Annotated in this window: 22 protein-coding genes, 1 tRNA gene and 2 pseudogenes; 14 read left to right on the top strand and 11 right to left on the bottom strand. The window is 47.7% G+C overall.

The features are described from left to right. Positions 1 to 44: 44 nt before the first annotated feature. Positions 45 to 257 carry a nucleoside triphosphate pyrophosphohydrolase gene (locus tag AS151_RS06790; RefSeq protein ID WP_071516290.1) on the top strand — a complete coding sequence of 71 codons (213 nt, stop codon included), beginning with the start codon at positions 45 to 47 and terminating at the stop codon, positions 255 to 257. A gap of 178 nt (positions 258 to 435) precedes the next feature. Here the strand turns inward: AS151_RS06790 and AS151_RS06785 are convergent, their stop codons facing one another. Further along, positions 436 to 2,598 (bottom strand): Tex family protein, encoded by a 2,163-nt coding sequence (locus AS151_RS06785; RefSeq protein ID WP_071516289.1) that lies wholly within the window; start codon positions 2,596 to 2,598, stop codon positions 436 to 438. 136 nt (positions 2,599 to 2,734) lie between these two features. Here AS151_RS06785 and AS151_RS06780 point away from each other — a divergent pair, with 136 nt between their 5' ends. Then, entirely contained in the window at positions 2,735 to 3,271 is a 537-nt protein-coding gene (locus tag AS151_RS06780; RefSeq protein WP_071516288.1) for a heme-binding protein, read from the top strand. 29 nt (positions 3,272 to 3,300) lie between these two features. Here AS151_RS06780 and AS151_RS06775 read toward each other — a convergent pair whose 3' ends face one another. Further along, the gene (locus AS151_RS06775; protein ID WP_071516287.1) at positions 3,301 to 4,242 is read right to left on the bottom strand and encodes a ParA family protein; all 942 of its coding nucleotides are present in this window, start codon (positions 4,240 to 4,242) and stop codon (positions 3,301 to 3,303) included. 167 nt (positions 4,243 to 4,409) lie between these two features. On the opposite strand from AS151_RS06775, the gene era reads away from it, so the two are divergent. Beyond that, entirely contained in the window at positions 4,410 to 5,387 is a 978-nt protein-coding gene (era, locus tag AS151_RS06770) for a GTPase Era (protein WP_071516286.1), read from the top strand. A 201-nt stretch (positions 5,388 to 5,588) separates the two neighbouring features. Further along, a complete protein-coding gene (locus tag AS151_RS06765) occupies positions 5,589 to 7,082 on the top strand; it encodes a GAF domain-containing sensor histidine kinase (RefSeq protein WP_139240544.1) in 1,494 nt (497 codons plus the stop codon). 205 nt (positions 7,083 to 7,287) lie between these two features. On the opposite strand, the gene AS151_RS06760 is transcribed toward AS151_RS06765, so the two are convergent. The 4 genes from AS151_RS06760 to AS151_RS06740 all read right to left on the bottom strand — a co-directional run bounded on the left by AS151_RS06760 (position 7,288) and on the right by AS151_RS06740 (position 10,831). Further along, positions 7,288 to 7,971: a DUF2834 domain-containing protein gene (locus AS151_RS06760; RefSeq protein ID WP_071516284.1), complete on the bottom strand. Its 684-nt coding sequence runs from the start codon at positions 7,969 to 7,971 to the stop codon at positions 7,288 to 7,290. A gap of 40 nt (positions 7,972 to 8,011) precedes the next feature. Next, the gene (locus tag AS151_RS06755) at positions 8,012 to 8,911 is read right to left on the bottom strand and encodes an LD-carboxypeptidase (RefSeq protein ID WP_084639442.1); all 900 of its coding nucleotides are present in this window, start codon (positions 8,909 to 8,911) and stop codon (positions 8,012 to 8,014) included. Positions 8,912 to 8,926: 15 nt separating this feature from the next. Further along, positions 8,927 to 10,006 (bottom strand): glycosyltransferase family 4 protein, encoded by a 1,080-nt coding sequence (locus AS151_RS06750; RefSeq protein ID WP_071516282.1) that lies wholly within the window; start codon positions 10,004 to 10,006, stop codon positions 8,927 to 8,929. A 378-nt stretch (positions 10,007 to 10,384) separates the two neighbouring features. Continuing rightward, entirely contained in the window at positions 10,385 to 10,831 is a 447-nt protein-coding gene (locus tag AS151_RS06740) for an Hsp20/alpha crystallin family protein (protein ID WP_071516313.1), read from the bottom strand. 217 nt (positions 10,832 to 11,048) lie between these two features. Between AS151_RS06740 and AS151_RS06735 the strand changes: the two genes are divergently transcribed. Next, a complete protein-coding gene (locus tag AS151_RS06735; protein WP_139240543.1) occupies positions 11,049 to 11,426 on the top strand; it encodes a hypothetical protein in 378 nt (125 codons plus the stop codon). Positions 11,427 to 11,478: 52 nt separating this feature from the next. Here the strand turns inward: AS151_RS06735 and AS151_RS06730 are convergent, their stop codons facing one another. After that, a complete protein-coding gene (locus tag AS151_RS06730) occupies positions 11,479 to 12,501 on the bottom strand; it encodes a transposase (protein WP_244532927.1) in 1,023 nt (340 codons plus the stop codon). Further along, the gene (locus AS151_RS20680) at positions 12,386 to 13,084 is read right to left on the bottom strand and encodes an IS607 family transposase (protein ID WP_139240541.1); all 699 of its coding nucleotides are present in this window, start codon (positions 13,082 to 13,084) and stop codon (positions 12,386 to 12,388) included. Before AS151_RS20680 ends, AS151_RS06730 begins: the two co-directional genes overlap by 116 nt. A 57-nt stretch (positions 13,085 to 13,141) precedes the next feature. Here AS151_RS20680 and AS151_RS06725 point away from each other — a divergent pair. From AS151_RS06725 to AS151_RS06710, 4 genes and pseudogenes are all read left to right on the top strand, one after another. Next, a pseudogene (locus AS151_RS06725) lies at positions 13,142 to 13,693 on the top strand (sorbosone dehydrogenase family protein); the annotation flags it as partial. Further along, positions 13,690 to 14,214 (top strand): GNAT family N-acetyltransferase, encoded by a 525-nt coding sequence (locus AS151_RS06720; RefSeq protein WP_071516279.1) that lies wholly within the window; start codon positions 13,690 to 13,692, stop codon positions 14,212 to 14,214. The pseudogene AS151_RS06725 and the gene AS151_RS06720, both read left to right, overlap by 4 nt. 89 nt (positions 14,215 to 14,303) lie before the next feature. Next, on the top strand, positions 14,304 to 15,035 hold the full coding sequence (radC, locus tag AS151_RS06715; protein WP_071516278.1) for a DNA repair protein RadC: 732 nt from the start codon (positions 14,304 to 14,306) through the stop codon (positions 15,033 to 15,035). Between the two features lie 69 nt (positions 15,036 to 15,104). After that, positions 15,105 to 15,176 (top strand) — tRNA-Val (locus tag AS151_RS06710). On the opposite strand, the gene AS151_RS06705 is transcribed toward AS151_RS06710, so the two are convergent. Further along, positions 15,177 to 16,151 (bottom strand): glycosyltransferase, encoded by a 975-nt coding sequence (locus tag AS151_RS06705; protein WP_071516277.1) that lies wholly within the window; start codon positions 16,149 to 16,151, stop codon positions 15,177 to 15,179. Between the two features lie 77 nt (positions 16,152 to 16,228). On the opposite strand from AS151_RS06705, the gene AS151_RS06700 reads away from it, so the two are divergent. The 5 genes from AS151_RS06700 (at position 16,229) to AS151_RS06680 (ending at position 22,618) form a co-directional block, all read left to right on the top strand. Next, positions 16,229 to 17,131: a sulfotransferase family 2 domain-containing protein gene (locus AS151_RS06700; protein ID WP_275527976.1), complete on the top strand. Its 903-nt coding sequence runs from the start codon at positions 16,229 to 16,231 to the stop codon at positions 17,129 to 17,131. Positions 17,132 to 17,234: 103 nt separating this feature from the next. Then, positions 17,235 to 18,875, top strand: a complete 1,641-nt coding sequence (gene hpsL, locus AS151_RS06695; protein WP_244532925.1) for a hormogonium polysaccharide biosynthesis protein HpsL — start codon at positions 17,235 to 17,237, stop codon at positions 18,873 to 18,875. 70 nt (positions 18,876 to 18,945) lie between these two features. Then, the gene (gene hpsN, locus AS151_RS06690; RefSeq protein ID WP_071516311.1) at positions 18,946 to 19,950 is read left to right on the top strand and encodes a hormogonium polysaccharide biosynthesis glycosyltransferase HpsN; all 1,005 of its coding nucleotides are present in this window, start codon (positions 18,946 to 18,948) and stop codon (positions 19,948 to 19,950) included. Positions 19,951 to 19,973: 23 nt separating this feature from the next. Then, positions 19,974 to 21,311 (top strand): MBOAT family O-acyltransferase, encoded by a 1,338-nt coding sequence (locus AS151_RS06685; protein ID WP_071516275.1) that lies wholly within the window; start codon positions 19,974 to 19,976, stop codon positions 21,309 to 21,311. A gap of 137 nt (positions 21,312 to 21,448) precedes the next feature. Then, positions 21,449 to 22,618: a hypothetical protein gene (locus tag AS151_RS06680; RefSeq protein ID WP_071516274.1), complete on the top strand. Its 1,170-nt coding sequence runs from the start codon at positions 21,449 to 21,451 to the stop codon at positions 22,616 to 22,618. Positions 22,619 to 22,695: 77 nt separating this feature from the next. Here the strand turns inward: AS151_RS06680 and crtR are convergent, their stop codons facing one another. Then, complete coding sequence (gene crtR, locus AS151_RS06675) at positions 22,696 to 23,586, bottom strand: beta-carotene hydroxylase (RefSeq protein WP_071516273.1); 891 nt, start codon at positions 23,584 to 23,586, stop codon at positions 22,696 to 22,698. 8 nt (positions 23,587 to 23,594) lie between these two features. Further along, positions 23,595 to 24,082 (bottom strand): annotated as a pseudogene (locus AS151_RS22755) (transposase); the annotation flags it as partial. Positions 24,083 to 24,494 lie beyond the last annotated feature (412 nt).

Raw genomic sequence — 24,494 nt, 5'->3', positions numbered from 1 at the left:
AACCCCAACAAACAATTCCGGAAATTAGCTCATCCCAAGATACTATGACTTCCAAACCAGCTAAACTGGTACGCGATCGCATTCCCGAAATCGTTCGCGCCAACGGCAAATCTTGTACAATAACACAACTATCGGCCGCAGAATACCGGCAAGCTTTGCGCGAGAAGCTGGTGGAGGAGTGGGAGGAGTGGGAGGAGTGGGAGGAGGGGGAGGAAGGGGAAAACTACAAAGAAGTTGTAGCCTTAGCCTGGGGATGATGCTGGTCTTTGCCGTACGGATTTGGTATTCGTATTTTGTACCAACAAATTACTATTTTTTTTCAGCTTAGATGTTTGGGTAAAGACGTCCGCAGCCTCCCCTTTTTTACAGCGATCGCTCAAAAATCGCCCTATGTATCTTTACCATACCACCAAATCAAAAATATGTCAATCCAAATCAAGGGCTCTTCATGGATAACCCAATGCGCCGTAGTTTCTCGTTCACTTCCAAAACCCGTACCTGCACCACCTGACCCACGCGCACAATTTCATTGGGGTCGCGAACAAAACGGTCAGCCAGTTGGGAAATATGAACCAACCCATCTTGATGCACGCCAATGTCAACAAAAGCCCCAAAATTAGCCACATTAGTGACAACGCCTTCCAATTGCATTCCCACGCGCAAATCCTCTAGGGTATGCACATCTTCGGCAAAATTGGCATAGGTGAACGACTGGCGCGGGTCGCGTCCCGGTTTTTCCAACTCCTGTATAATATCCCGTAAGGTTGGTTCCCCTACCGTATCGCTGGTATAGCGCCGCAGGTCGATTTGGTGGAGTTTGTCGGTAACTTGGGAAATTTGACTGAGGGAAAGATTGATATCGGCCGCGATCGCTTTTACCACAGCATAACTTTCCGGATGCACCCCTGTGTTATCCAACGGATTGTTTCCCTGGCGAATCCGCAAAAATCCTGCTGCCTGTTCGAAGGATTTGACACCTAATTTTTTCACCTGCAACAACTCCTGGCGATCGCGAAAAGCCCCATTTTGATTGCGATAGGCGATAATATTATTAGCAATGGTGGGGGTAATGCCGGATACGTAGGTCAGCAACTGTTTGGAAGCCGTATTCACATCCACACCAACGTAATTCACGCAACTTTCCACCGTTTCGTGCAACTTTTTGTGCAGCAATTTTTGGTCTACATCGTGTTGATATTGACCCACACCAATGGATTTGGGGTCGATTTTCACCAACTCCGCCAGCGGGTCTTGCAGGCGGCGGGCTATGCTAATGGCACCGCGTACGGTAGCATCTAAATGGGGAAATTCTTCCCTGGCTACTTCGCTGGCAGAATAAACGGAAGCACCAGATTCGTTGACGGTAACGGCAATGGGTTTTTTCTCCTGGTAGGGAAGATTTGCCAATACTTCTTCCACAAACCGACTGGTTTCCCGACTGGCAGTACCGTTGCCAATGGCAAGAAAAGCGATAGGATATTTTTGCAGCAATTTTTGCAAGGTTTGGCTGGCTTGCTGGCGTTGGGAGTGGCTTTGATGGGGAAAAATAGTTTGATATTCCAAAAATTTGCCGGTTTCGTCAACGACGGCTACTTTACAGCCAGTGCGAAATCCGGGGTCAATGCCTAGGGTTGCCTGCATTCCTGCCGGCGGGGATAGCAACAGCGAACAGAGATTGTTGGCGAAGGTTTCTACAGAGGCTTGTTCGGCTTCCGCTTTTTTATCGGCTAAAACAGCGTTGATGGTGGCGGGTTTCAGCAGTCGCGTGTAGGCATCGCGGATGGTGGCGGTATAAAAATCTTTCAGGGAGGGGGCAGGGGAAATCAGAATTTGCGATGCTAGATGGGATAAGATGCGATCGCTATCCACGCTCAGATCGAATTTTACAATACCTGCCTCTTGGCCGCGAAACAAGGCAAGTAAATTGTGGGGGGCAATTTTGGTGATGGGGATTTGGTAATCCCGATACATTTCAAATTTGGTGGTACCTTCGGGATAGTCTTCCTTAATTGTAGAAACGACAACGGCGGATTTGGCGAAAATATCCCGCAGCTGCGATCGCACATCGGCACGTTCGGCGATCGCTTCGGCTATAATATCGCTAGCCCCCTGCAATGCTGCTTCTGTTGTATCTACGCCAACTTCGGTATTGATATAGTTGGCAGCGGCATCTTCTAAAGATACGGATTTGCTAGCTTTCTGATTTTCTGCTTCAATCCATTCCGCCAGGGGTTGCAACCCTTTTTCCCTTGCTTTGGTGGCGCGGGTGCGACGTTTGCGGCGGTAGGGTAAGTATAAATCTTCCAGTTCGTTTTTTTGGGTACAAGCGGTAATTTTGGCTTTCAGGTCGTCGGTGAGTTTGCCTTGTTCCGCGATCGCTTGTAGAATACTTTCTTTACGAGCTGCCAGTTGTTGAATATAAGTATAGCGGTCTTGTAGTTGGCGCAACTGCACCTCATCCATTTCCCCAGTACGTTCTTTCCGGTAGCGTGCAATAAAAGGAATCGTAGCGCCCTCTTGCAATAATGCTAGCGCGTTTTCCACCTGTTGGGGTCGTAGGGAAAGTTCTTGTGCCAGTTGTTGCACGACAGCAGACATAACGCCAGACACGATAGATGCCAATCTATCTTAGAGTGTAGCGAACTTCCCGTCAATTGGGTACACGATCGCGATCGCTTCGGGAAATGTTATTCTAAAATCTAGCAAAGTGTAGCGAACCAGCAAACCTTCACCTATGGCAGACCTTCCCTTAGGATTCCCCCCAGCCACTCCCGAAGGAAAAATCGAAATCAAAACCTATCCTGCCTATCGCAGCATCACCTACGAACATCACGGCAACTTATCCCGTGCCAGCCAAGCTGCTTTTAACTCCCTCTACCGCCACATTAGCAGCAATCAAATTGCCATGACCACTCCCGTAGAAGTGCGATACCCCGACCACGCCGCCGCTAGCGTTGCCGAAAACCTAACCGACACCGGCACCGCCAAAGTTTCCTTTATTTATCCCCAACCAGACATTACTCCCCAGCAAGTAGGCAACGACGTTGGCGTCACCGACCATCCTGCCATAACCGTAGCCAGCATCGGCATTCGCGGCGGCTACACTTGGGAAAGCTACCAACAACACTGGCAGCAGCTACAATCCTGGTTGCAACAACATCCCGAATACGAAATTGTCGGGTCTCCCCGTCGGTTTCTGTATAACGCTCCCTACACGCCGGTGGAGAAAAAAATGAGCGAGGTACAAATTCCCATTCAGAAAAAAGAATAGGAAAATCGCACCATCCAAACAAACAAAAATCACTCCATCTCCACCAAATCCACCTTACTCTTTTGCGCCTTGCTGCCTAAAATTTCTGTTAGTTTCTCCATAAATTCTTTAGCCACTTTTCGGAAGGCTTTAGACCCCGAACAAGTGGGGTCGCTGATAACAACTGGCAAATAGCTATCTACAGCTTTGGAGACATTCACATCCAGGGGAATTTGGGTTTGGAAAATTTTCTTTTCACCAAAGTCGCTATGCACACGCTGCATAACTTTCTTGGAATAGCGACCGCTGAGCAGACCTCCCGACATAGTAAAGGCAATACCTACCAATTCCATAACGTACTCGTGGTCGAACTGATGCACTTCTTTGAGTTGTTTCAAACGTCTTTGCAACAGTTGGATGCCAATCAAAGAAAGGGGTTCCGGTCTGGCAGGGAGTAAATAGAAATTGCTGCAAGCTAAGGCACTGCGGGTGAGCAAAGTATAGCCAGGGGCGCAATCTAAAATGATAAAATCAAAGTCGTCAATGACCGGTTCTAGGATACTCCAAACCAAAACCCGTTCTAGTTCCGTCCATACCCCTTCAAAGTTAGTATTTGCCTGTTGCTGTACGGCTTTCTCGTGCAGCTTTTGGGATACCAAAAACTCATCGTATAAATCCAAATCCCCAGGTAAGAGATTTAAATCTTTGGTATTGCCGACGTAGGGTCTGATAAAATCTTGAATGCGGGCATCTGGTTGGTCGGCGTTTTGGATGGCTTGGTTGATGAGATACCGTAAGGTTCGCTTTTCGCGGCGAATTTTGGCAAAATCGGAAGGAGGCACTAGGCTTAAGGTGGCGCTAATTTGATTGTCTAAATCGACAACGAGAACGCGCTTGCCGAAGTCTTTGGCTAAAGCCGCAGCTAGGTTAACGGTTAGCGTGGTTTTTCCCACACCACCTTTCATGTTTGCCGTTGCTATAACGTATCCCATCAGTTTAATCCTCTACCAATACAGAGAATCCCATGTCAGTATAGCTTGTTCGTGAATATCGACAATGTTATTTTGCCATCCTACCGGAGGTTGTTCTGTGGAACAAGGGGCGTTTTCAAGATGGGGGAAGAAGGAAAATCAAATTTTAGTAGACATTTGGTAGGAATATGGTTGAATCTACGGTAACAAGTATAATTCCGCCAGCACCAGCTGGGTTTAAGTCAGGATTTATTGGGATTGTGGGTCGTCCCAATGTGGGGAAGTCTACCTTAATGAACCAGTTGGTGGGAGAAAAAATTGCAATTACTTCGCCGGTGGCACAAACGACGCGCCATCGGTTGCAGGGAATTTTAACCACTGATAGTGCGCAAATGGTGTTTGTAGATACGCCGGGAATTCACAAACCCCACCATCAATTGGGCAGAATTTTGGTGCAAAATGCGAAAATGGCGATTCAGGCGGTGGATGTGGTTTTGTTTTTGGTGGATGGGTCTTGTGCAGCTGGAGGAGGCGATCGCTTTATTGCCGATTGGCTCCAAAATCCCCAAGTACCTGTTATTCTAGGTGCCAACAAGCTCGACCAACGCCACCAATCCCAACAAATTCCGGAAATTCTGCCACCGGGAAGTTCCCCCAGCCATCCCATCGACGCTAGCTACACCAGCTTACCCAACGCCGACAATTGGACTTTAGTGAAATTTTCTGCCCTAACCGGATTGGGAATGGATGCGCTACAATCGCTACTACGCGATCGCTTGCGCGAGGGACCTTACTACTATCCCCCAGATTTGGTCACCGACCGACCGGAACGGTTTATTATGGGAGAGCTAATTCGCGAGCAAATTCTGTTGGTAACCCGCGAAGAAGTTCCCCATTCCGTAGCAGTGGCGGTGCAGCATGTGGAAGCAACGCCAGAGATTACCCACGTTTATGCCGATATTATCGTAGAACGACGTTCCCAAAAGGGAATTTTAATTGGCAAAGGCGGACAAATGCTCAAAAAAATTGGTTCTGCAGCCAGAGAAGCCATGCAAAAGCTCATCGCCGGTCAGATCTATCTAGAATTATTTGTGAAAGTGCGTCCAAAATGGCGGCAGTCATCCCATCGACTATCGGAGTTGGGATATACCGTGGAAGAAACCTAGACGCTTTGGTTCCCCCGGGGAAAAATGCGATACAATAGAAAGTTTATCCTGCCAACCAAAACGCGATCGCATCTGTGGCAGTAACTCAAAAACCGGCTTGTAGAGCTGTATCCGGATACATTCTCCCAAAAATCCTGTTATCGTCTTCCCCATGTGGGTACTTTACCTATAGGCAGGATATTGTTTCCAGAACAACTTTCCGTGCCTGCAAGGAGTGCAGAAGCCTCCCATTTCATTCCCCAATCGCTACTTAGTTCGCATCAGGAAAAGCAAGTGTTAATGGCAGTTCCCCAGATTCAGAACCCAAACGAAAACGAAACCAAGCGCCTCTCCCTGCTAGCGGCGTCTGGTTTGCTTCAATACCAACACCTCCCCGAATTTGACGAAGCCGTCAAAACCGCAGCCAAATTTCTGGAAGTACCGATTTGCATTATCAGTATCCCCGACCGTCACTACCAATGGGTCAAAGCCAGTTTGGGGTGGTCGCAGCTAGCCATTTTTGACGATACGCCGCAGCCGAAAAAGATCCCCCATAAAGATGCCTTTTGCAGCCGGGTAGTGGCATCCGAGCAGGTGCTGGCACTGCGGGATACCGCTGCCGACTCTACTTTTACCAATAGCAAATTTTTGCAGAAATGGGGCATTCGTGCCTACCTTGGCGTTCCTTTGTTTACCCATTACGGTGTGGAAGGGAACCAGGTGAAAAGCGAACGTATTTGTATTGGCACCCTGGCGGTTATGGATTTGGCACCTCGCAGTTTTAGCGAGAAAGATATCCAATTTTTGGAATTGGTCGCCAGCAATGCCATGAAAGACCTGGAAACCCAACGCCTGCACAGCATCCAACCCACCACCGACCGATTTCTCCATCAAGAACTCATTACCGATTTGCTCAACGAACTGCGCAATCCCCTCAGTTCCATTATGGGGATGACCAGCGTTCTCAACAGCGAAATTTACGGCGCTTTGAAAACCAAACAAAAAGAATATCTCGATACCATCTACAGCAGCGGTCAGTATTTGCTTGCCTTGGTCGAAGAAGTCTTGGAACTGCGGCAGCTAGATAGCGGTTTCTCCCAGATTCAAACCACCCCAGTAGATATAGAAATGCTCTGCCAGCAGGTGGTTAAAAATTTAGAACCCCTCGCGGCTCGCAACCGCCAGCAACTACAATTAACCGTAGAACCCGGCGATCGCATTTGGTTCCTCGATCGCACCAAAGTTCGCCAAATCCTCTACCATCTAACCCTCAGTGTCATCAAAGCCGCGGAAGCCGCTTGCACAGTTCGCCTGCATGTTTCCCGCAAAGACGAACATCTCAACATTGCCGTTTGGTTTTCCCACCTGTGGCTGGGAGATGGCATCCCCGCGCCAGAAAACTATCCCTGCCACCTGCCAGTTCCCAAAACCCAGCCTGCTACCGAACCCCCCAAATCCAGAAAAAGACAACGTCATGCCGCCGACGATGGCGTTGCCAATTTGGTTGCACCGCAAGTGGTGGCAATGGAACAGCTGCTAGAGCAAATGCAACTAGAAGCCAACCAAGAAAACAACCGAGATTTGCTGGAACTGTGGTTGAGCTGCCAGCTAACTTCCATGCATGGCGGTCAAATTTGGGTGAAAGGCAATCCCGAACTCGGCTATCGTTATATTGTCAGTTTTTCCAACGTTCAACCTCAAAAAGAAGATAGTTAGATGGGTATGCAATGTGTCTGGTGTAGCAACAGTCACTTCTCCTTGCTCAACCCACTCTCCCCACCACTTGGCCAGGCATAGCGGGGTGGCTGATTATGCTTGGAACTGGGGACTGTCTTGAACTAGATTCATCCTTGATGGCAACCAAGTCGATCCAAATGAAAAGCTCAAGTTCCCTACGGCTATCGGCCAAACGTTTCTCCAGCTAGGTTGGGGAACTGCCGGTGGCTACCTGTTCGGAGCTGGTATTGTCGCTTTCTGCCAGTGGCGGTCGAATGCAAAAATAAATCAAAGGTCCGACCATAGGCACCCACAACAATGCTTGCAGAAATTTTACCCTGTCCAGTCCCCGCCTGACCAAATCATCTTGCAGCAGGGCCGGAAAAAGCAAAACCAGCAAACAAAAATCCAAACTCATCACGTTAACAAACCGACTGGTTTGCCACTGCCGCAGAAAATCTCCCCAATCCCCAGCCAGCAAACCGCCAACCAAGACCCCAATAAAAGCGGCACTGAGAAAAATTCCCAACAAGCGGGAGTCGAGAATTTTCAGCCACCAATTTTTGGTTCCCGGAAACCGCACTGGCGGTTCGCGCAACGCCAAATACGGCAAAATGGCAAAGGCACCCACCCCAAAGGAAATTAAGGCAAACAGCCACGCTGGCAGTTTTTGACCTTTTCCATCCACCAGCAAAAACGGTAAATACATCAATGGCAAAATTCCCATTAAATTGAATAGCGAAACCAGAAGGGGATTGATATCTTCGGTTTCAAAAAACGATAAATCGCGAATTAAGTTGACGGTGTTGGGGTCGCTGGGAGGTGCTAGGAAAAAGGCGTACAGAACCAAGGCCAGCCACAGCAGGGCAAATCCAATTTTTACAGCCATACCACAAATTCTTTGAAAAACACTCTAATTGTATCAAATCTTAATAGCTATGGGGCGTGAAACTTAATTGGGACAAACAACCGCGATCGCCATCCAAACGTACCCAACTTCCCACCGGCAACGCCGCATTCACCCCATCGTGACCGAAAGGCAAATTGGCCACCATGGGACCATCGAGATAACCAAGCAAGCGATCGCGCAATACCTCCTCCACCGTCAAACTGGGATACTTGCCACTGGCATGGCAGCGACTAAAACGACCCAAAGCAATGCCGCGCACTTGCGGCAACACGTCTAACATGCGCCACTGGGTGAGCATGCGATCGATGCGATAGGGAGCTTCCGCCGTATCTTCCAACGCCAAAATCACCCCATCCAGTGGCGGTTGGATCGGTGTTCCCAACAAATGGGTAGCCACCGTTAAATTCGCCGGCAGCAACCTTCCCGTTGCCAACCCCCCCTGCCAGGGATCTCCCCACAAAGGGTCTAGCAATTTTCCCCGCAATCCGTCGAACAACCGCTGCTGCGACCAAGCCGGTTCCGACGCCAAAGTAGCTAGCAACGGACCGTGAACGCTGGCAATTCCCTGGGAATACAAACGCCACAGCAAACCGGTCACATCGGAAAATCCCACCAACCATTTGGGAACATGGGGAGACCAAGACCAACGTTCCAGCAAACGCGCGCTGCCGTATCCCCCCCTGGCACAGAGAATGCCTTTGCAGTGGGGGTCTTGCCAAGCTGCCACCAATTGTGCTCTGCGGTTATCGTCGCTGCCAGCTAAGTATCCCCAGCGATCGCCACAGCCGGGGGTGGGTTCCACGCGGTACCCTTGCTGTCGCCAAATCTCCATCCCAGCTTCAATGGCTTCCCAGTCTTGCAAGCAACCGCTGGGTGCAATAACTTTGAGCAAATCTCCCGATTGTAGGGGAGGTGGCATTTGCAGCATCGTCTCCTATAGGAATTTCTGGTTGCCAAAGGTCTCCAGGAGGTGGAAAAACCAATCTTCAAAGCGATCGCCTAATGCCGTTAGAGAATATTGTTCTTCCGCAACTTGCCGGCAAGTGCGACGGTCGAGACGGTCTAACTTCGCGATCGCAGCGATCAACCCATCAATATTATCCGGTTCCACCAACCACCCAGTTTTGCCATTTTCAATAATTTCCGCAGGACCCCCGCGACTGTAAGCAATCACCGGTACGCCACAGGCTAGCGCCTCAATCGCCACATTGCCAAACGCCTCCACCCACCGGGGGGTCATCAACAAAGCCTGACACTGGCGCAAATGTTGCTGTAACTGGTCGGTGGGAAAAAATCCTGCATAGTCTACCGGCGCGTTGGGATATTGCTGGCAAACCCGCTGCCAGTAGCTTTCATCCTGCATTTTTCCCAATACTTTTAAGGGAATCCCCGTCGTTTGCGCCGCCGCCATCGCATCTTCCAATCCTTTCTCCGGGGAAATACGGGCCACCCATGCCAGTTGGGCCTGTGGCTGTTCGCAAAACTCGTACAAACGCAAGTCAATGCCGCTTCCCAAACACCAAAAGCGATCGCCGTTGGGAAAGGTATCCGCTTGCGATCGCGTGTAAACCCCAACAGTTCCGGGAAACTGTTCGGCTACCTTCACCATCTCCCGATCCATCGCCTCCGAAAGCGACCCCATACTCACAAAATGCGCAATTGGTGTAGCAAAAAACGGCGTCAGATAGAAAGGCAACCAATCGAAGGCAAAATTCACCAGCAAATCATACTTATGCTGTACCTCGCGCGCGTAGGCCCACATATTCCCCAAAACCGCATCAGGAGGAATGGAAATGGAACTGTTGTACAATTGACTTTGGGCTGTTACCTGCAGGTTGCCAGCAATTGGTGCGATGGGAATCTCCCCCAATTGCGACCCTTCCGGTGCTACCACCGTCACGCTATGTCCCCGCTGGCGCATTTCCACGGCAATATTGTACAGGGTAAGTTCCACCCCACCCCCCAAACCAGACCCCAAAGTACCTACTGGCGTTGAAAGAAACAGAAGTTTCAAGAATTTTTCCTTCCACTGCGACTTGGCTTCAAATTCTCTAGGATACTATATTTTGGTAGCGCGATCGCGATTCATCCCCAACCAGAGCAGATTTCTCGATCCCAAGATGGCCGGAGATAGCAGCTTGTCTTAGTTGCCTTTTCCAAATTTCGTGGCTTAATTCTCCCATCGTAGAGCAAGTTGGCAATAGCGAATAGCAAATTTTGGCTCGATTTTGACAAAAAGCCAAAAATATCCCAACCCAAAAAAAAGGGTGTAGGAGCAGTTCCCACACCCTAAAAAACCGTTGTCTAATTATCCAAACTTCCCAACCGGAGAATTCCTTCAGTCCGTTCTATTCTTACTGTGCCCAACTTCTACAATGTCGTAACGCTGCGACTACGATTTGATGTCTACTTTGACGACTTTATTTTTCTCTTCTTCCGCTTTGGGTAAGTTCAGATGCAAGACGCCATCTTTGTAATTGGCTTCAATGTTGTTGTTTTGGATGCGGCAAGGTAAGGGAATCACCCGCTGAAACTTACCGTAGTAGAATTCGCTACGATGGATACCGCCATCCTCGCTTGTTTCTTCCGACTTCCGTTCGCCACTGATAGAAACCGATTCTGCAGTGGCTTGAATATCCAAGTCTTTGGGGTCAATGCCGGGAACTTCTAGTTTCAGCTGAACCGCATCGGATGTTTCGTGGAGTTCTGCTGCCGGCGCGAAGGTATAGTTGTTACGAGAACGCCGTTCTAAAGTTGGGAAAGTTTCAAATAATTGATTGACTTCCCGTTGCAGGTTATCAATTTCGCGGAACGGATCCCAACGTGTTAGTTGTACCATATCCATCACCCTCCTTTTTCTTGAGAATTTCGACCGCAACATCTAACCTTTGCTTTACTTTTACTATAAAAAATTCCCACAAAAAGTGGGGTTCGGTTCTTTTCCAAGTAGGCATCGCAATTCCCACACCTGCAATGGCGGGTGCCAGCAACGCCACATTTTTCATGTTATCCTGCGATCGCTTGCCACCCGGTATATTTCCTGCCTATCCGCCAACATGAATATTCTCCCAAACCTTTCCCCTTGGAAGCGATTTGCCTTCGCCATAGGCGTGAGTGCCACCGTAGCTGCCTGCCAGCCAACCTCCCAAGAAACCAGCATCGAACCCGTCACACCCACAACCACCGATACTACCCCAGACAATTCTACGCCAACACCCACCGTTCCACCAGAAAAAGCGATCGCCACCCAACCCATTTCCCCAGACCCCATTCGCATCCGCATCGGCGACCTCCCAAAACCCTTCCACAGCCAAAGCGCCTCCAAACCGCCGCAAATTGCCAATATTCCCAACCATCCCACCCTCAACCTTCCCCCAGGCTTTCAAGTAAACGTCTTTGCCGACAACCTCAACCGACCGATAGTTTTTCGTTAACAAATACAATTACATGTTAACAAATGCACTCTTGACGAATTCAAGAGAGGGACTATCTACCAAAGCTTTGAGAAAAATTCCCACCATTAAGGTCACGATCCATCCATTCTTGCGTGGAAGGTGACTTAATCTTTTTACGACCACCTAAGTTCTTGACGATTTCTCCCGTCCAAGAAACCGTTTTGCTAGTGTAGGCTTCATTCACCAATAAGACAGTCTTGTTACGCTCTTTTGCTTTGTGCAACAAAAACTGTTGAAATCGGTAATGATTCCATGTAAGCATGGCTCTAACCGTCTTAGACCTGAATTTACGACCAGCTCTAGAAGACATTTGGCTGGTTTCAAAAGTTGGCAGAAGGATGACATCAAACTCTTGAGTTAACCAGTTGGCGACCTGATGGTGAACTTCTTTGACTAAATTGTTAATCTTCGTTCTCATCCGGTCACAGGCTTTTTTAAGCCTGCGTTTTCTGGGACTAGTCGCTTTTGACGCCTTAGAAACTAATTGGTCTAAATGATGGCAAAGACGTTGAATGCGGGAGAAGTCTCCATCGGCTAACTTTCCAAAGCAAGTCGGAGAATAAAAGGTCAAAAAAGTACGCACACCTGGGTCTAGGGCTACAATCCCACCTTGGCTCTCAGCGGGAGTTACTTGTGTTTCCGTTGAAACACATAAGAAGTATTGGCCTCGGTGTCGAATTAATCTTGAATCTTTAATGACTTCTGGTAGGCTTTCTCTATAATTTAGAACACCTAATTTGGTGTGGTAAACGCCTTTTTCTTTTATTGCGCTAGAAGGAACATAGAAAGACTGAACTCGATCTTTCCTCGACCTGAACTTCACGAAGGACGGTTGACCATTTGCGGTCTTTTTCTTTGCTTCCCTTACCGCTGTACAAGCATCTTTGACTGCGATACTTTTGATTTGGTACGGCACTGTTTTTGCCCATTCTGGAAGGCTAGACAGAATACCGCCCTTGATTTCTTTCCAGTTTGCTTTCGTCTCTGGTTGTTTGAGATACTCCACTGTCTTGTTGAAGACGTATCTGGAGACTCCGAACCAGTGCTTTAATATAGCCTTCTGGGCTGTCGTCGGGGTAATACGAATCTTCTTTGACTTTTGAATAACTTCGCCTTCCGTGCATCCTACAGCTAAAGACGTGCAGGACTGATAGTAGGTCTTGGGTAAGTTCAGTTTCGGAGGACTTGTCTTTACTGTTGAGAACCACGATTTCTCCACCACTGGATTCGATGATAAACTCGATAAGCTCGAAGCCGAAGCGGACAAGTCGATCCCGATGGGACAGTACAAGTTTGATACTATCTCCTTGCAAACATCGCTGTAGTATGGTTTTAAGTCCTTTTCGTTTGTAGTTGAGTCCTGAGCCGATGTCTTTGATGATTTCCGCTTGCGGGAATTTTTCTTGGAGGTATTGCTCTTGTCTGAGCAGGTCGTCTTGTTGCTTTGAACTTGAGACTCGACAGTAGCAAATAACTCTAGCTGTCGTTGGCTGTTTGGCGTAGGACTCGACATCGTATAGTCGTTGTCCAGCCTCGTTTTTGATGAAGTTGATTTTCCCTGTTTTTGCATATTTTCGTAAGGTATTTGGATGAAGCCCCAGTATTTCTGAAGCTTTTCTACTCGGTACGTATTTCATTTGAACGTTTGTTGATCATTGTGAATATATATTAGCAAATTAATCACTGTTTGACAACCCCAAACCCAGCAACTGTACGTTACCGTCAACGAACGGGATGGTCTGGGAGATGACTTGGTTCCCGATTATTTAACCAGAATTCGCCAGGGAGAATTTTACGGCTGGCCCTACGCTTATTTTCAACCAGAATTGTTGGACCCCCGCCGGACCAACAACGGTACCAGCGAACGTCCGGATTTGGTAAAACAGACAAAAATGCCGGATGTATTGTTTGCTTCTCACTCGGCAGCTTTGGGATTGACGTTTTATCGGGGAGAGCAATTTCCCGAAAAATACCATGAAGGCGCGTTTGTGGCTTTTCGTGGTTCTTGGAATCGCGATCGCGCGACTGGCTACAAACTTGTATTTGTTCCTTTTAACGAAAATGGTCGTCCTCAAGGTTACTACGAAAACTTCCTCACGGGATTTGTGTTAGACCCCACGGTTCCCAAAACTTGGGGAAGACCGGTAGGATTGCTGGAACTTCCCGATGGCAGTTTGCTATTTACTGAAGAAGCCAACAATCGCATTTATCGTATTTCCTACGATGCCAGCGCAACCCAGCCATGATTGTCTTAGAAACGCCTCGTTTGTACCTGCGGAAACTACGGTGGGATGATTTGGATGATTTGGTGGCTCGGTATAGCGACCCCGAGGTGATGATTTACATTAGCGGTAAACCATACCAGCGTCAGGAAACGCAAGCTCATTTGCAACGCTATCTAGAGATGGAACCAAAGTACGGTTTTAGTTTGTGGGCCGCAATTTATCGGGAAAACGGTCGGTTTATCGGTCGCTGCGGTTTGATTCCCCAAGAAATTGAGGGAGTAGCGGAGGTGGAAATTGGCTACATGCTGGCAAAAGCTTATTGGGGAAAGGGATTGGCCACGGAGGCGGCGCTGGCAATTCGTAACTACGGTTTTCACAAATTGGGATGCAGTCGCTTGATTTCGCTGATAGACCCGCAAAACCAAGCATCCATGCGTGTGGCTGCCAAAATTGGTTTACGCTACGAAAAAGAAATCTATAAATGGCAGCGGCGAATTTTCTTGTTTGCTGTCCAAGTTACCAATCGAAAAGAAAATCCATAAAAAAATTCCATCTGGGAGAGCATTTTGTGTCATGATTGTAGAAATTTCTCTTTGGCCAAACAGATTCTTTGTTTTGTAGCGTACAAGCCATGACATACAAGCTGAGAATTGCCGATTTGCCAAGCAGCGAAAGACCGCGAGAACGCTTGATGGCTGGCGGTCCGAAAACGCTCTCCACGGCAGAACTGTTGGCGATTTTGTTGGGAACGGGTCAGGGTCCGGGAAAACTCTCGGCGGTGGGATTGGGTCATTACATCCTGCAGCAACTCGGGGAAAACCAGCGGGAACCGTTGGAAATGTTGCGGGATGTGACTATTGGCGAGTTGAGGCAAATTCCGGGAGTAGGTCCGGCAAAAGCGACAACCATTATTGCGGCTATTGAGTTAGGCAAGCGCGTTTTTCAACTCAAACCACCGGAAGGGAGAATTATTGATAGTCCCCAAGCAGCGGCGGCAGTTCTCAGCCACGATTTGATGTGGCAATCACAAGAGCATTTTGCGGTGTTGTTTTTGGATGTCAAAAATCGTTTGATGGGGTCGCGGATTGTGACTATTGGTACAGCGACGGAGACTTTGGCTTCTCCCCGGGAGATTTTTCGGGAGGTGATTCGTCAGGGGTCTACCCGCGCCATTGTTGCTCACAACCATCCTTCGGGAAGTGTGGAACCCAGTGAAGAGGATATTGAATTGACCCGACAAATGTTACAAGGGGGACAGATTTTGGGGATTCCTTTATTGGACCATTTGATTTTGGGACATGGCAACCACTGCAGTTTGCGCGAAAACACCAATTTGTGGGAGGAGTACCCGCAGCAGGAATAGGAAAAAAAGAAAAGGTTGGGGGATTGCGCGATCGCTTTTTTTCTGGTATCCTAGGAAAATTGTAAGCATGGGCGATTAGCGCAGCGGTAGCGCACTTCCTTCACACGGAAGGGGTCACTGGTTCGAATCCAGTATCGCCCATTATTCTAGATATTCAATTTCTTTGGCTTTTTCCGGGAGTTTGGCTTCTTTCTGTCCGGCGATGCGCGCTCTCGATTGCAGCAAGCTAATGGGGGTTTGGAGTAAATCGAACCAACGGGTTTGACTGTTGGGCGCGATCGCTTTTGGGGTTTTGGTAGGAATTTCTTTCAACAACCACCGCGCTAGGCGATAGAGATATTGCTGTCGGGAAAGTTCTGGTAGTAAGGCAATTCCATATAAGTCGTGGAGGTAGCGACTGGATTTGCCGTAGCGGCGCATTTGAGCCATGAAATCTGCAAATGTGTTGCGGTGGCGGTGTTTGACCACTGCTGCAGGTTGGAAATGTAGCTGCCAAGCAGTTTGCTGTTGGATGCGCCAGCATAAATCGGCATCGCCACCAGTGGTGAGGTGGCTGCGAAACAATCCCACTGCCTGTAACGTTTCCCGTCGCAGTGCCAAATTGGCCGTTTGACCGTAGGGATAAAAAAAATGCTGCAGGGTATATTGTTGGGAGAGCACTTGCCGGTATTCGGCATATTTTTCCCAAAATGTCCGACTGGGGAGTGCTTCAATTTCTCCAACGACAATCCCAATTTCCCCTTTGGCAAACGGTTGTACCAGATTTTCCAACCAATCCGGCTGGGGACGACAGTCTGCGTCGGTAAAAGCTAGAATATCGCTGGTGGCAGCACGAATTCCAGTATTGCGTGCGGCATAGGAACTCTGAATTTGTTTTTCCTGCAGCAGATAGGTTTTGACTGGAAATTCGGCAATGGCTTGCTCGATGGTAGCCGCCGTGCGATCGCTGCTGTTGTTGTCTACCAACAGATATTCTACCCGGTCGCAGGGATAGGTTTGCGATCGCAGACAAGCTAGCAAATCCGGCAAATCGGCTTCACCATTGTAAACAGGTACAATAACAGAAACCTGGGGATAAATGGCCTGCTGGCTGGTAGAGTCCATATTGGCACTCATAACAAAAAGTTCCCGTGATGAAACGGCGGTCTTACTTCCCTAGAGTTTTCCCGGAAATAAGCTAGAATTGCAGCAGATTGACTCCAGTTGAATATTGGCGCACGAAGCAAGCAAAGCACGAATCAAAGATGGCGAAGAACACGCAACCAACCCGGGAAGGACTGATTTTCCTACATATTTGGAAAGCTGGCGGTAGCACCCTGAACGACATTATCGAACGACAATACGCCGGGGAGGGGATTTTTACCACCAATGGCGCTCGCTACGAGGAATCGATGGCAGAATTTCAAAATCTTCCCCCCACAGAACGCGCTGCTTTCCGGGTTTTGAAAGGACATATGTATTTTGGTATGCACAAGTATTTTCCCCGTCCTTGTCGCTATATTACCATGTTGCGCGACCCCATAAGCCGCGTTATTTCTGATTATTATTACATTTGGGAAACGCCCCATCATAATTTTTACGATTTTGTGGTCAATCAAGAAAAAATGAGCTTGCAGGCCTTTGTTTCCCGGGAAGATTCGCCTCTTTACGATAACATTCAAACGCGGCTTTTGTCGGGGGTGGCTTGGCAAGTCAAGTTCGGGGAAGCGAAACCAGATATGTTGGCGTTGGCTAAGGAAAATATCGACAAACACTTTGCCGTGGTGGGATTCACAGAAAGATTTGACGAAACCTTAATTCTTTGCCAGCTAGCTTTCGATTGGAAAATGCCTTTTTATACGAAAAGGAATGTGACCAAAAAAAAGACAGGTTCCTCCCATATTGATGCGGAAACTTTAGAAGTGATTCGCCAGTACAATGCTTTGGATATCGAACTTTATGAATACGCCCAAAAACGTTTTGAAAAGCAAATTCAAAGCTATGGCGATCGCTTTTGGCAGCAACTAAAAAGATTTCAGTTTTACAACCAAATATACAAACCATATTCTTTCTATCGCCGCGCCATCCGCAAACTCAATACCTTGGTACGCGGATAGCAACACCAACCATCCTTTCCAAACCAGCAAACCAATGCAAATCGGGGTCATCTACCAAACCTTACCGGTACCTTTGTCAAAGGAAAATCCACCTAGAAACATCATGGCTCCTACCAAATCCAAAGCAAAAAAGAAAAAAAAGAAAAACAAAAAACAGCAAAATGAAAAACCAAAACTCAGCAAGAAAGAAATACGCCAGCGGCAGAAACAGCGTCAGAAAGAAATCAAAGAATTCATCCAATTCCTACTGCCTTTTACAGCTTTAGGACTGCTTTTGGGGGGTGCCTTCTATGCCATAGACGAACCCAAATTAGCCCTAGCCGGGTGCGGTGGTACCATTGTCATGGCCCTATCTTATAAATACTGGCGGATGGGCATGTGGTTGTTTTTAATTTACATGCCATTTGCCGGTACGGTGACTTACTGGATAGCCGGTGGCAACGCCATTTTTCAGCTCGCCAAAGACGGCTTTTACATCCCTGCCTTAATGCGTTTGGTACAAAGATGCCTGCAAACCAACACCCCAATTTTAATCGTCAAACAGCTAAAAACACCCCTCACCCTCCTTCTAATTGTCTGTGCCTTGAGCATAATAATGGGAAACATTCCTGACCAATTCGACCCTTGTAGCTGGGAGAAAAACGGTCGCTGTGTACCCGAACAACCGATCTTATTAGGCATTTTGGGATTGAAGGTTTTTATTGGTTATATTCCCTTAATGCTGTGCGGCTATTATTTAATTCGCAACAAAAAAGAACTGCTGTTTCTCGGTCGCCTCCACGTAGTTTTAGCAATTATTTGCTGCTGTTTGGGGGCCATGCAATATTACATGCTGGACTCGGGAAGATGTGTAGGAACGCGAAATTTAAGCGGAGAAGATTTATTTAAAGCCACCTTAGAAGCCAAGTGCCTGGTAGGCGGTTCCTTACTTTTTAGTCCCCAAGTTAATATGATTCGACTTCCGGGAACGTTTGTTGCTCCTTGGCAATGGGCCTGGTTTTTGATTGCCAATGCCTTCTTGACTTTTGCCTCCGCCTTTAGCGATTCTTCACGATTGATTTGGCGTCCGATTAGCATGGTCGCCATGGGATTGGTCTTTTTAAATGCCGTAATTTCCGGACAGCGGATTGCCTTGGCTTTGGTGCCTACCGTGACCGTTATTTTGCTCGTTCTCACCGGACAAATTGCCAATTTAAAACGCTTTATTCCCATTGGTGTTGGCTTGGGTTTGCTACTTGTGGGAGCAGCTACTAGCAACCCAGAGGTGGTTCAACAACGCATCGACAGTTTTGTCGAACGCTGGCAAAAATCCCCTCCCCATCAGTTTATTGTCCACCAATTTGACTGGGCTACGAAGGACGATTTGCTCTTTGGAGAAGGGGTGGGACGCGCTACCAACGCAGCCAGAATATTTGGAGATACATCCCTGGTAGAAACCTACTACCCCAAAATTATCTACGAAATTGGACTTCCGGGAGCACTGGTGTTTTTAGCTTTGGTAACTACCTTGGTTGTGGTTGGTTGGAAAACCTATCGTTCCCTCAAAGACCCCAATATTAGTAGTTACGGTGCCAGTTTGTGGGTATTCTTGTTATGTATAAGCTATAACACGTATTACTATCCTTTGGATGTGGACCCAGTAGCCGTTTATTATTGGTTTTTTGCTGGGGTTTTGTTCAAACTACCGGTTATTGACCGACAGGAGATGGAACGGAAAAAACAAGAAGAGGAAGAGGAATCGTAGCTATCCGCGTTGGAGAATGGCGATTCCCATGAATTTTTACTTTTGATTGGTTAGATTTTGGTTTTTCCTTATGACTTTTCCTTTGGTTTCCGTTATCGTACCAACTTACGCTCGCGAGGAACCCTTGCGAGATACTTTAGAAGACTTGCTCGAACAGGACTATCCCCATTTTGAAGTGCTGGTGGTGGATCAAACCCAACAGCATCAGCCGCAAGTGCAAGCGTATTTGCAGCAAGTGAGCAACGAAGGTAAAATCCAGTGGTTTTGCGTCAATTGGTCCAGTTTGCCAGGCGCACGCAATTACGGGGTTCGTCGCGCGCGCGGAGAGATTATCCTATTTATTGATGATGACGTGCAATTGCCAAAAGGTTTCCTACACGCGCACGTGCGTAATTTCCAGTCGCGGCCAGAGGTGGGTGCGGTAGCCGGTCGGATTTTCGATCGCATGAAACTGGCGGAGTCTCAAGGGGCCAAGCAAATTGAAGAACTGCCTCCCCAAGCCATGGACCCAGCTGTGGCTTGGTATCAGTTGGATTTGGTCCATACGGTGAAGCCGCAGTGGGTGATTTCGGCGCGTGGGTGCAATATGTCGTTCCGGCGGGAACTTTTTGATCGATACGCTATGGCTTTTGACGAACGTTTCCAAGGAAGTGCAGTGCGTGAAGAATCAGATTTTTGTCTGGGTCTGCGCCGCACTGGATATAAGGTTTGGTACGATCCGGAAGCGCATTTGGTGCATTTGGGAGAACCCACTGGCGGCTGCCACGATATCAGTACCCGTTCGTTACAGTATCAAATTACTTTTTACCACAATCACTTTTTGATGGCGTGCAAACATCTTTCATTCGTACAATGGTGGCGCTTTGCTAAGTTGATTTTTGACTGCCAAGTTTTGGGCCAACCTCCCTGTCAAAAAAGTGGTTCTCTGGTGGCGACGACAGCGCGCGGGGGATTTTATTTGTTGGGGATGTTGCGCGCGATCGCGACGATGGGACAGTCGCTGTGGGATGATGGCCAGCGCTACAGCCGTCAAGATGACATGTACCTAAAAAACAGGCAAAAAAATAACTATTAGCTATTGATGGGGCAATTTCAAGGATGATCTTCGGGGAAATTTTTTATGCGCTGTTTCTCTTGGTGACAGCGATCGCTTATTGGTTGGCCAACCATAAATACAAACCAGCTATTTTGGCCACTTCTGGCATTGTTTGTTACGGCTACTACGCTTCCCACTGGTTGATTTTGCTTGCTAGCGTTACAGTTGGCTCTTGGATTGTCTTATTTGGTTGGGATGCCTGGCGGGAAACCCAAACCCAAAAAAAAGACAGTACGGCAGCTAGCTATCAAAATACCACGCAATCGACCAATTCCCTCAACTACCAATCCAACCAGCAACCGACAGCCGAATCAGTTGACAGCCAATCAATGCGGCTGTCTTCCCCAGGGGAAATGACGGCGGTTGCTCCTGCCAACTACAAAAAATATCTATGGCTGGCAACCATCCCTGTCTTTGTGTTTGTTCTGGGATATTTTAAATACAGCAGCTTTATCAAAAGCATGTTTGTGGCGACCGAAGTGGAACGCATTGTCGCGCCATTAGGGATTTCGTTTTTTACGTTTGAATTTATTCAAGTTGCTGCGGAGAAATTTAAGGGCAAAATCGGACATATTTCCTTCATTGACTATATATCTTTTATTTTCTTTTTCCCTACTCTAATTGCCGGTCCGATTAAAACCTACGATCAATTTCAAGAACAGCTGGGGTTGGCGCAGAAGTTCAAAATTCACCATATTCTGGAAGGAATTTGCCGAATTATTGTTGGCTTGGCCAAAAAAATCGTCATTGCTGACAATCTCAACACCTTAATCCAAGAAGTTGGGTCCCCCGACAAAACGCAAAATATTATTCTGTTGAGCGGTGCAATTTTTCTGTACGGATTTCGGATTTATTTGGACTTTTCCGGCTATAGCGACATTGCCATTGGCAGCGCTCGTTTGTTTGGCATTCATTTGCCAGAAAACTTTCATTTTCCCTATTTGAGAACCAATATTGCCGATTTTTGGCGACACTGGCATATTAGTTTGTACAGTTGGTTGCTGACCTACATTTATATTCCTTTAGGAGGCAGTCGCGTTGGATTTGTACGTAATTTGCTCAATATTATCACCACCATGTTTGTCTCTGGTGTATGGCACGGTGCGGATTGGAATTTTATTGTGTGGGGATTGTGGCATGGTTTCTTGCTGGCCATCCATCGGGTATACGCAAGCCAAATGAAACCCCACCTACCAACTCGCTGGGTTAGCGGTAAGATCTATACTGCATGTAGTTATGGGTTAACCATGGCCTGCGTTTGGTTTGGGTGGAGTCTGTTTATGTGGTCTTTAGAAGATGTGGGTCAGTATTTGCAGTTGGTTGTTCGGAGTGTTTTATGAAACAAATTCTATTGGAAATTAGCATTGCCTTGATTATGGTGGCGAATGTTTGGTTGGTGCTCAGCTTCGGAGCGCCTGTTAGTGAATTTATTTATATTGATTTTTAAGCAGTTTTTGACGTTGGAGGCTAGCCAATTATGTCATCGTCGCGGCGGGGAATTTATGTTAGCTATTTTCGATGGTTGCCGAGGGTTTCGGTGAAGCGAATTCTGCTATTTTTTTTCGTGGGGTTGGCGCTTTTAGAAGTGGGATTTCGCATAGCTGCGCCCCAATATTCCCGCATTGCTGTGAGTGCTTTGCATGGTTCGCGTGCCATTTTGCAACAAGCGATCGCTTCTGACGAGCGTAAAATCATTGGGGTGGGAGATTCGACCCTCCTAGGTGGCGGCGTCTACGACCATCAAGATATTGTAATGGGAAAACTATCCCAAGCTTTGGATGACCCCTGGCGTTCGTTTAATTTGGCTTTGCCGGGGGGAGATACGGTATCTTCCACGGTCATGCTGGATGCGATGGAAAAAGCCAATGTGGCAAAAATCGATCGCGTTATTATTGAAGTTTTGCCTAGCAAGTTTTTGGTGAGCGAAACCGGTCAAAAAACTTCTGCCTATGCTGCTTCGGGAACCATTTACGAACTGCAGCGATTCGTTCCTTTTATAGACCCACAAAAATTTGGTTTGGATATTGCGGCCTTACCTCGTACCGAAGCTGTAGAAGCCAAGGCACAATGGAGGCTAGGGAATCTCTCTATGATGTACCGCCATCGCGATTTTTTGCGCATCGAATACATTGGCAACTATCCAGCCTTTTGGACGGTTTCTGCTTTAATTCCCCGTTCTATTTTGATGCGGCTGTTTCCCGAACGCGGCAAGGGAACCAATCGCCTGGCTGCTAGAATGGATGATTTTCCCTACGAACGAGCCTATGCTGAAGATACCAATGGCAATCCTCCGGTGTTTACGCCTCACGTTCAGGGAGATTATTTGGAACAAGCGATCGCGATCGCCAAACGCATCAGCGCCAAACCACCGATTATTTTTTCCTTTCCCATTCACTACGAATACGACCGCATTACCCAACAAGAACGAGAGGGATATTTGCAAGCTTTGCAAGAGCTGAAAGCCTATCTAGAAACGGTCGCATTGCACACCGGCAGCGAACTAATGTTTGTTCCTTCCCGGGAATTTCAAAACCCCGATTTGTGGACCCGTACCCGCGCCCATTTTAACGCCAAAGGTCACCAAAAGATTTGGCAAATGTTCCAATCGGAATTTTGTCGTTTGTACCCCGTTACCTGTAGGGAATAACAGTCAAACAGCATGAAAAAAAAGGGAAGGACCTTTGTCCCTCCCATGGCACCTTGGTTTCTGGAAATGGAATCAAGTTAAGAGTGGGTTTTCCGCGAGTGAAAACGAATGCCTAAGAATATGTCGTAAAGGAAGCTCCAGAAACTTTTTCCTTCCAACAAACCCAACGACTGGGTACAACCTTTTCGATCCAGTAAAGGTTTGGTGGCGTAGTATGCCGGTTGGTATTGATACCAGGGAATGGAAGGCCAGAGGTGATGGATGAGGTGGTAATTTTGTCCCAAAATTAAGATATTGAGAATCCAACTGGGATAGACCCGTGCATTTTTCCAGCGATCGCGTTCTTGAAAAGGTCGGTGGGGCAAATAATCAAAAAACAACCCCAACGCCAATCCCACCACCAAAGCTGGCGTAAACCAATAATTCAAAATAAAACCCAAGAAACCAAAATGGATACTAGCGAGGACCACAGCCACCAAAAACAGGCGACTAAACAGCCATTCCCACAGCTCGTACTTGCGCCACAAACGGCGTTTAAAGAAAAACACCTCGTGGTAAAAAAAACGTGCGGCAATCATCCACAAAGGACCACCAGTAGACACAAAATGGTCGGGATCGTTTTCGGGATCGTTAACGTGAGCGTGATGCTGCAGGTGAACCCGGGTAAACACCGGGAAAGCAAACCCCAACATCAAAGCACTGCTATGTCCCAAAATGGCATTTAAAAATCGGCGTCGATGGGCCGAATTGTGGGAAGCGTCGTGAATTACCGTACCTGCCATGTGTAATGCCGACACGTTGAGACCAAAACAGAACCAACCGGGCCAATCTCCCCACCAATAGCCAATTGTAGAACTTGCCACCAAAACCACAGCAGTTAGAAATAAAAGTAGAGTGGGGTTCCAATCGCTTGCTGGTGGTCCGAAAAATTGTTTCGGTACGGTCAGTGGCTCCATCGCCTCCGACATGTTCTTCTTCACTCCTTGCATTTACATTTACGTTGACACTCCGCGCTCGTCGCAGACGCGGATTCTTCCTTCAACGATTCGTCTTGCGGCAACAGGCTTTCACCAGCTACCGTAGCGGACGAATCTCCGGAAGCGTTTCCTGCCTCACCGACAGAAGTTTCGGTGTGCCCCACCGTACTTAAAGCAAGTTCCCAAATGTTACGTGCCGCATTTTCATCTCTATCCAACCAACACCCACAAGGCGCAAATGTGGGTACGTGTGGAAGGGGCGGTTCGCGAACCGCCCCTACTTGCGAACCATGGCACTGCAGCCGGAACAGTTTTGGGTCGTACCAGCGGGATGAACAGCAACAGTTATCCCCCCTACTTTCTACCAAACTGTTCTAGCCAGATGCGGAACTTGTCCCAAGCAGCATTGTTTATCGATTTTGCGCCCGCAATGGTTTTTCACCATGTTGCGAATCCTCAAATTTTCGTAGGCGACCAAATCGTTATTTATCTTAATTGAATAGTTGCCCCATGGAAAAAATAGGGGCCAACCTTTTGGTACTATACGACACAAAAGTTACACGGTGAACTTTTATTAACAAAATGTTCCCCGCCGGCGTTGGCTATCTGGCGGTGGGGGAGCGAGCTTCCCCAAATCCATGGAACCTGGCCTTAACCCAAGTTTGGCCAACGCTACTTGTGCTGAGCTGGTCGAAACATAGGTGGTATCCAGTTATTTTAAGAAATTTTGCGGCCTTTTTCCAAGAAATCCCCAACCATCCTGGCGCGATCGCAGCGAGAAAATCATTCCCCACCATCCATTCCGGTTTGTCAAGCCTCTGCTACTTCCTAATAGGTTGTTTACTGGACAATAATTGACTTTTATTGACTTGATAGTCGTAGCCATCTTTCTTAAAGAT

It is taken from the genome of Geitlerinema sp. PCC 9228, assembly GCF_001870905.1.
In the GTDB taxonomy this organism is placed as follows: Bacteria; Cyanobacteriota; Cyanobacteriia; order Cyanobacteriales; family PCC-9228; genus PCC-9228.
This window is presented reverse-complemented; position numbering and strand designations above follow the sequence as displayed.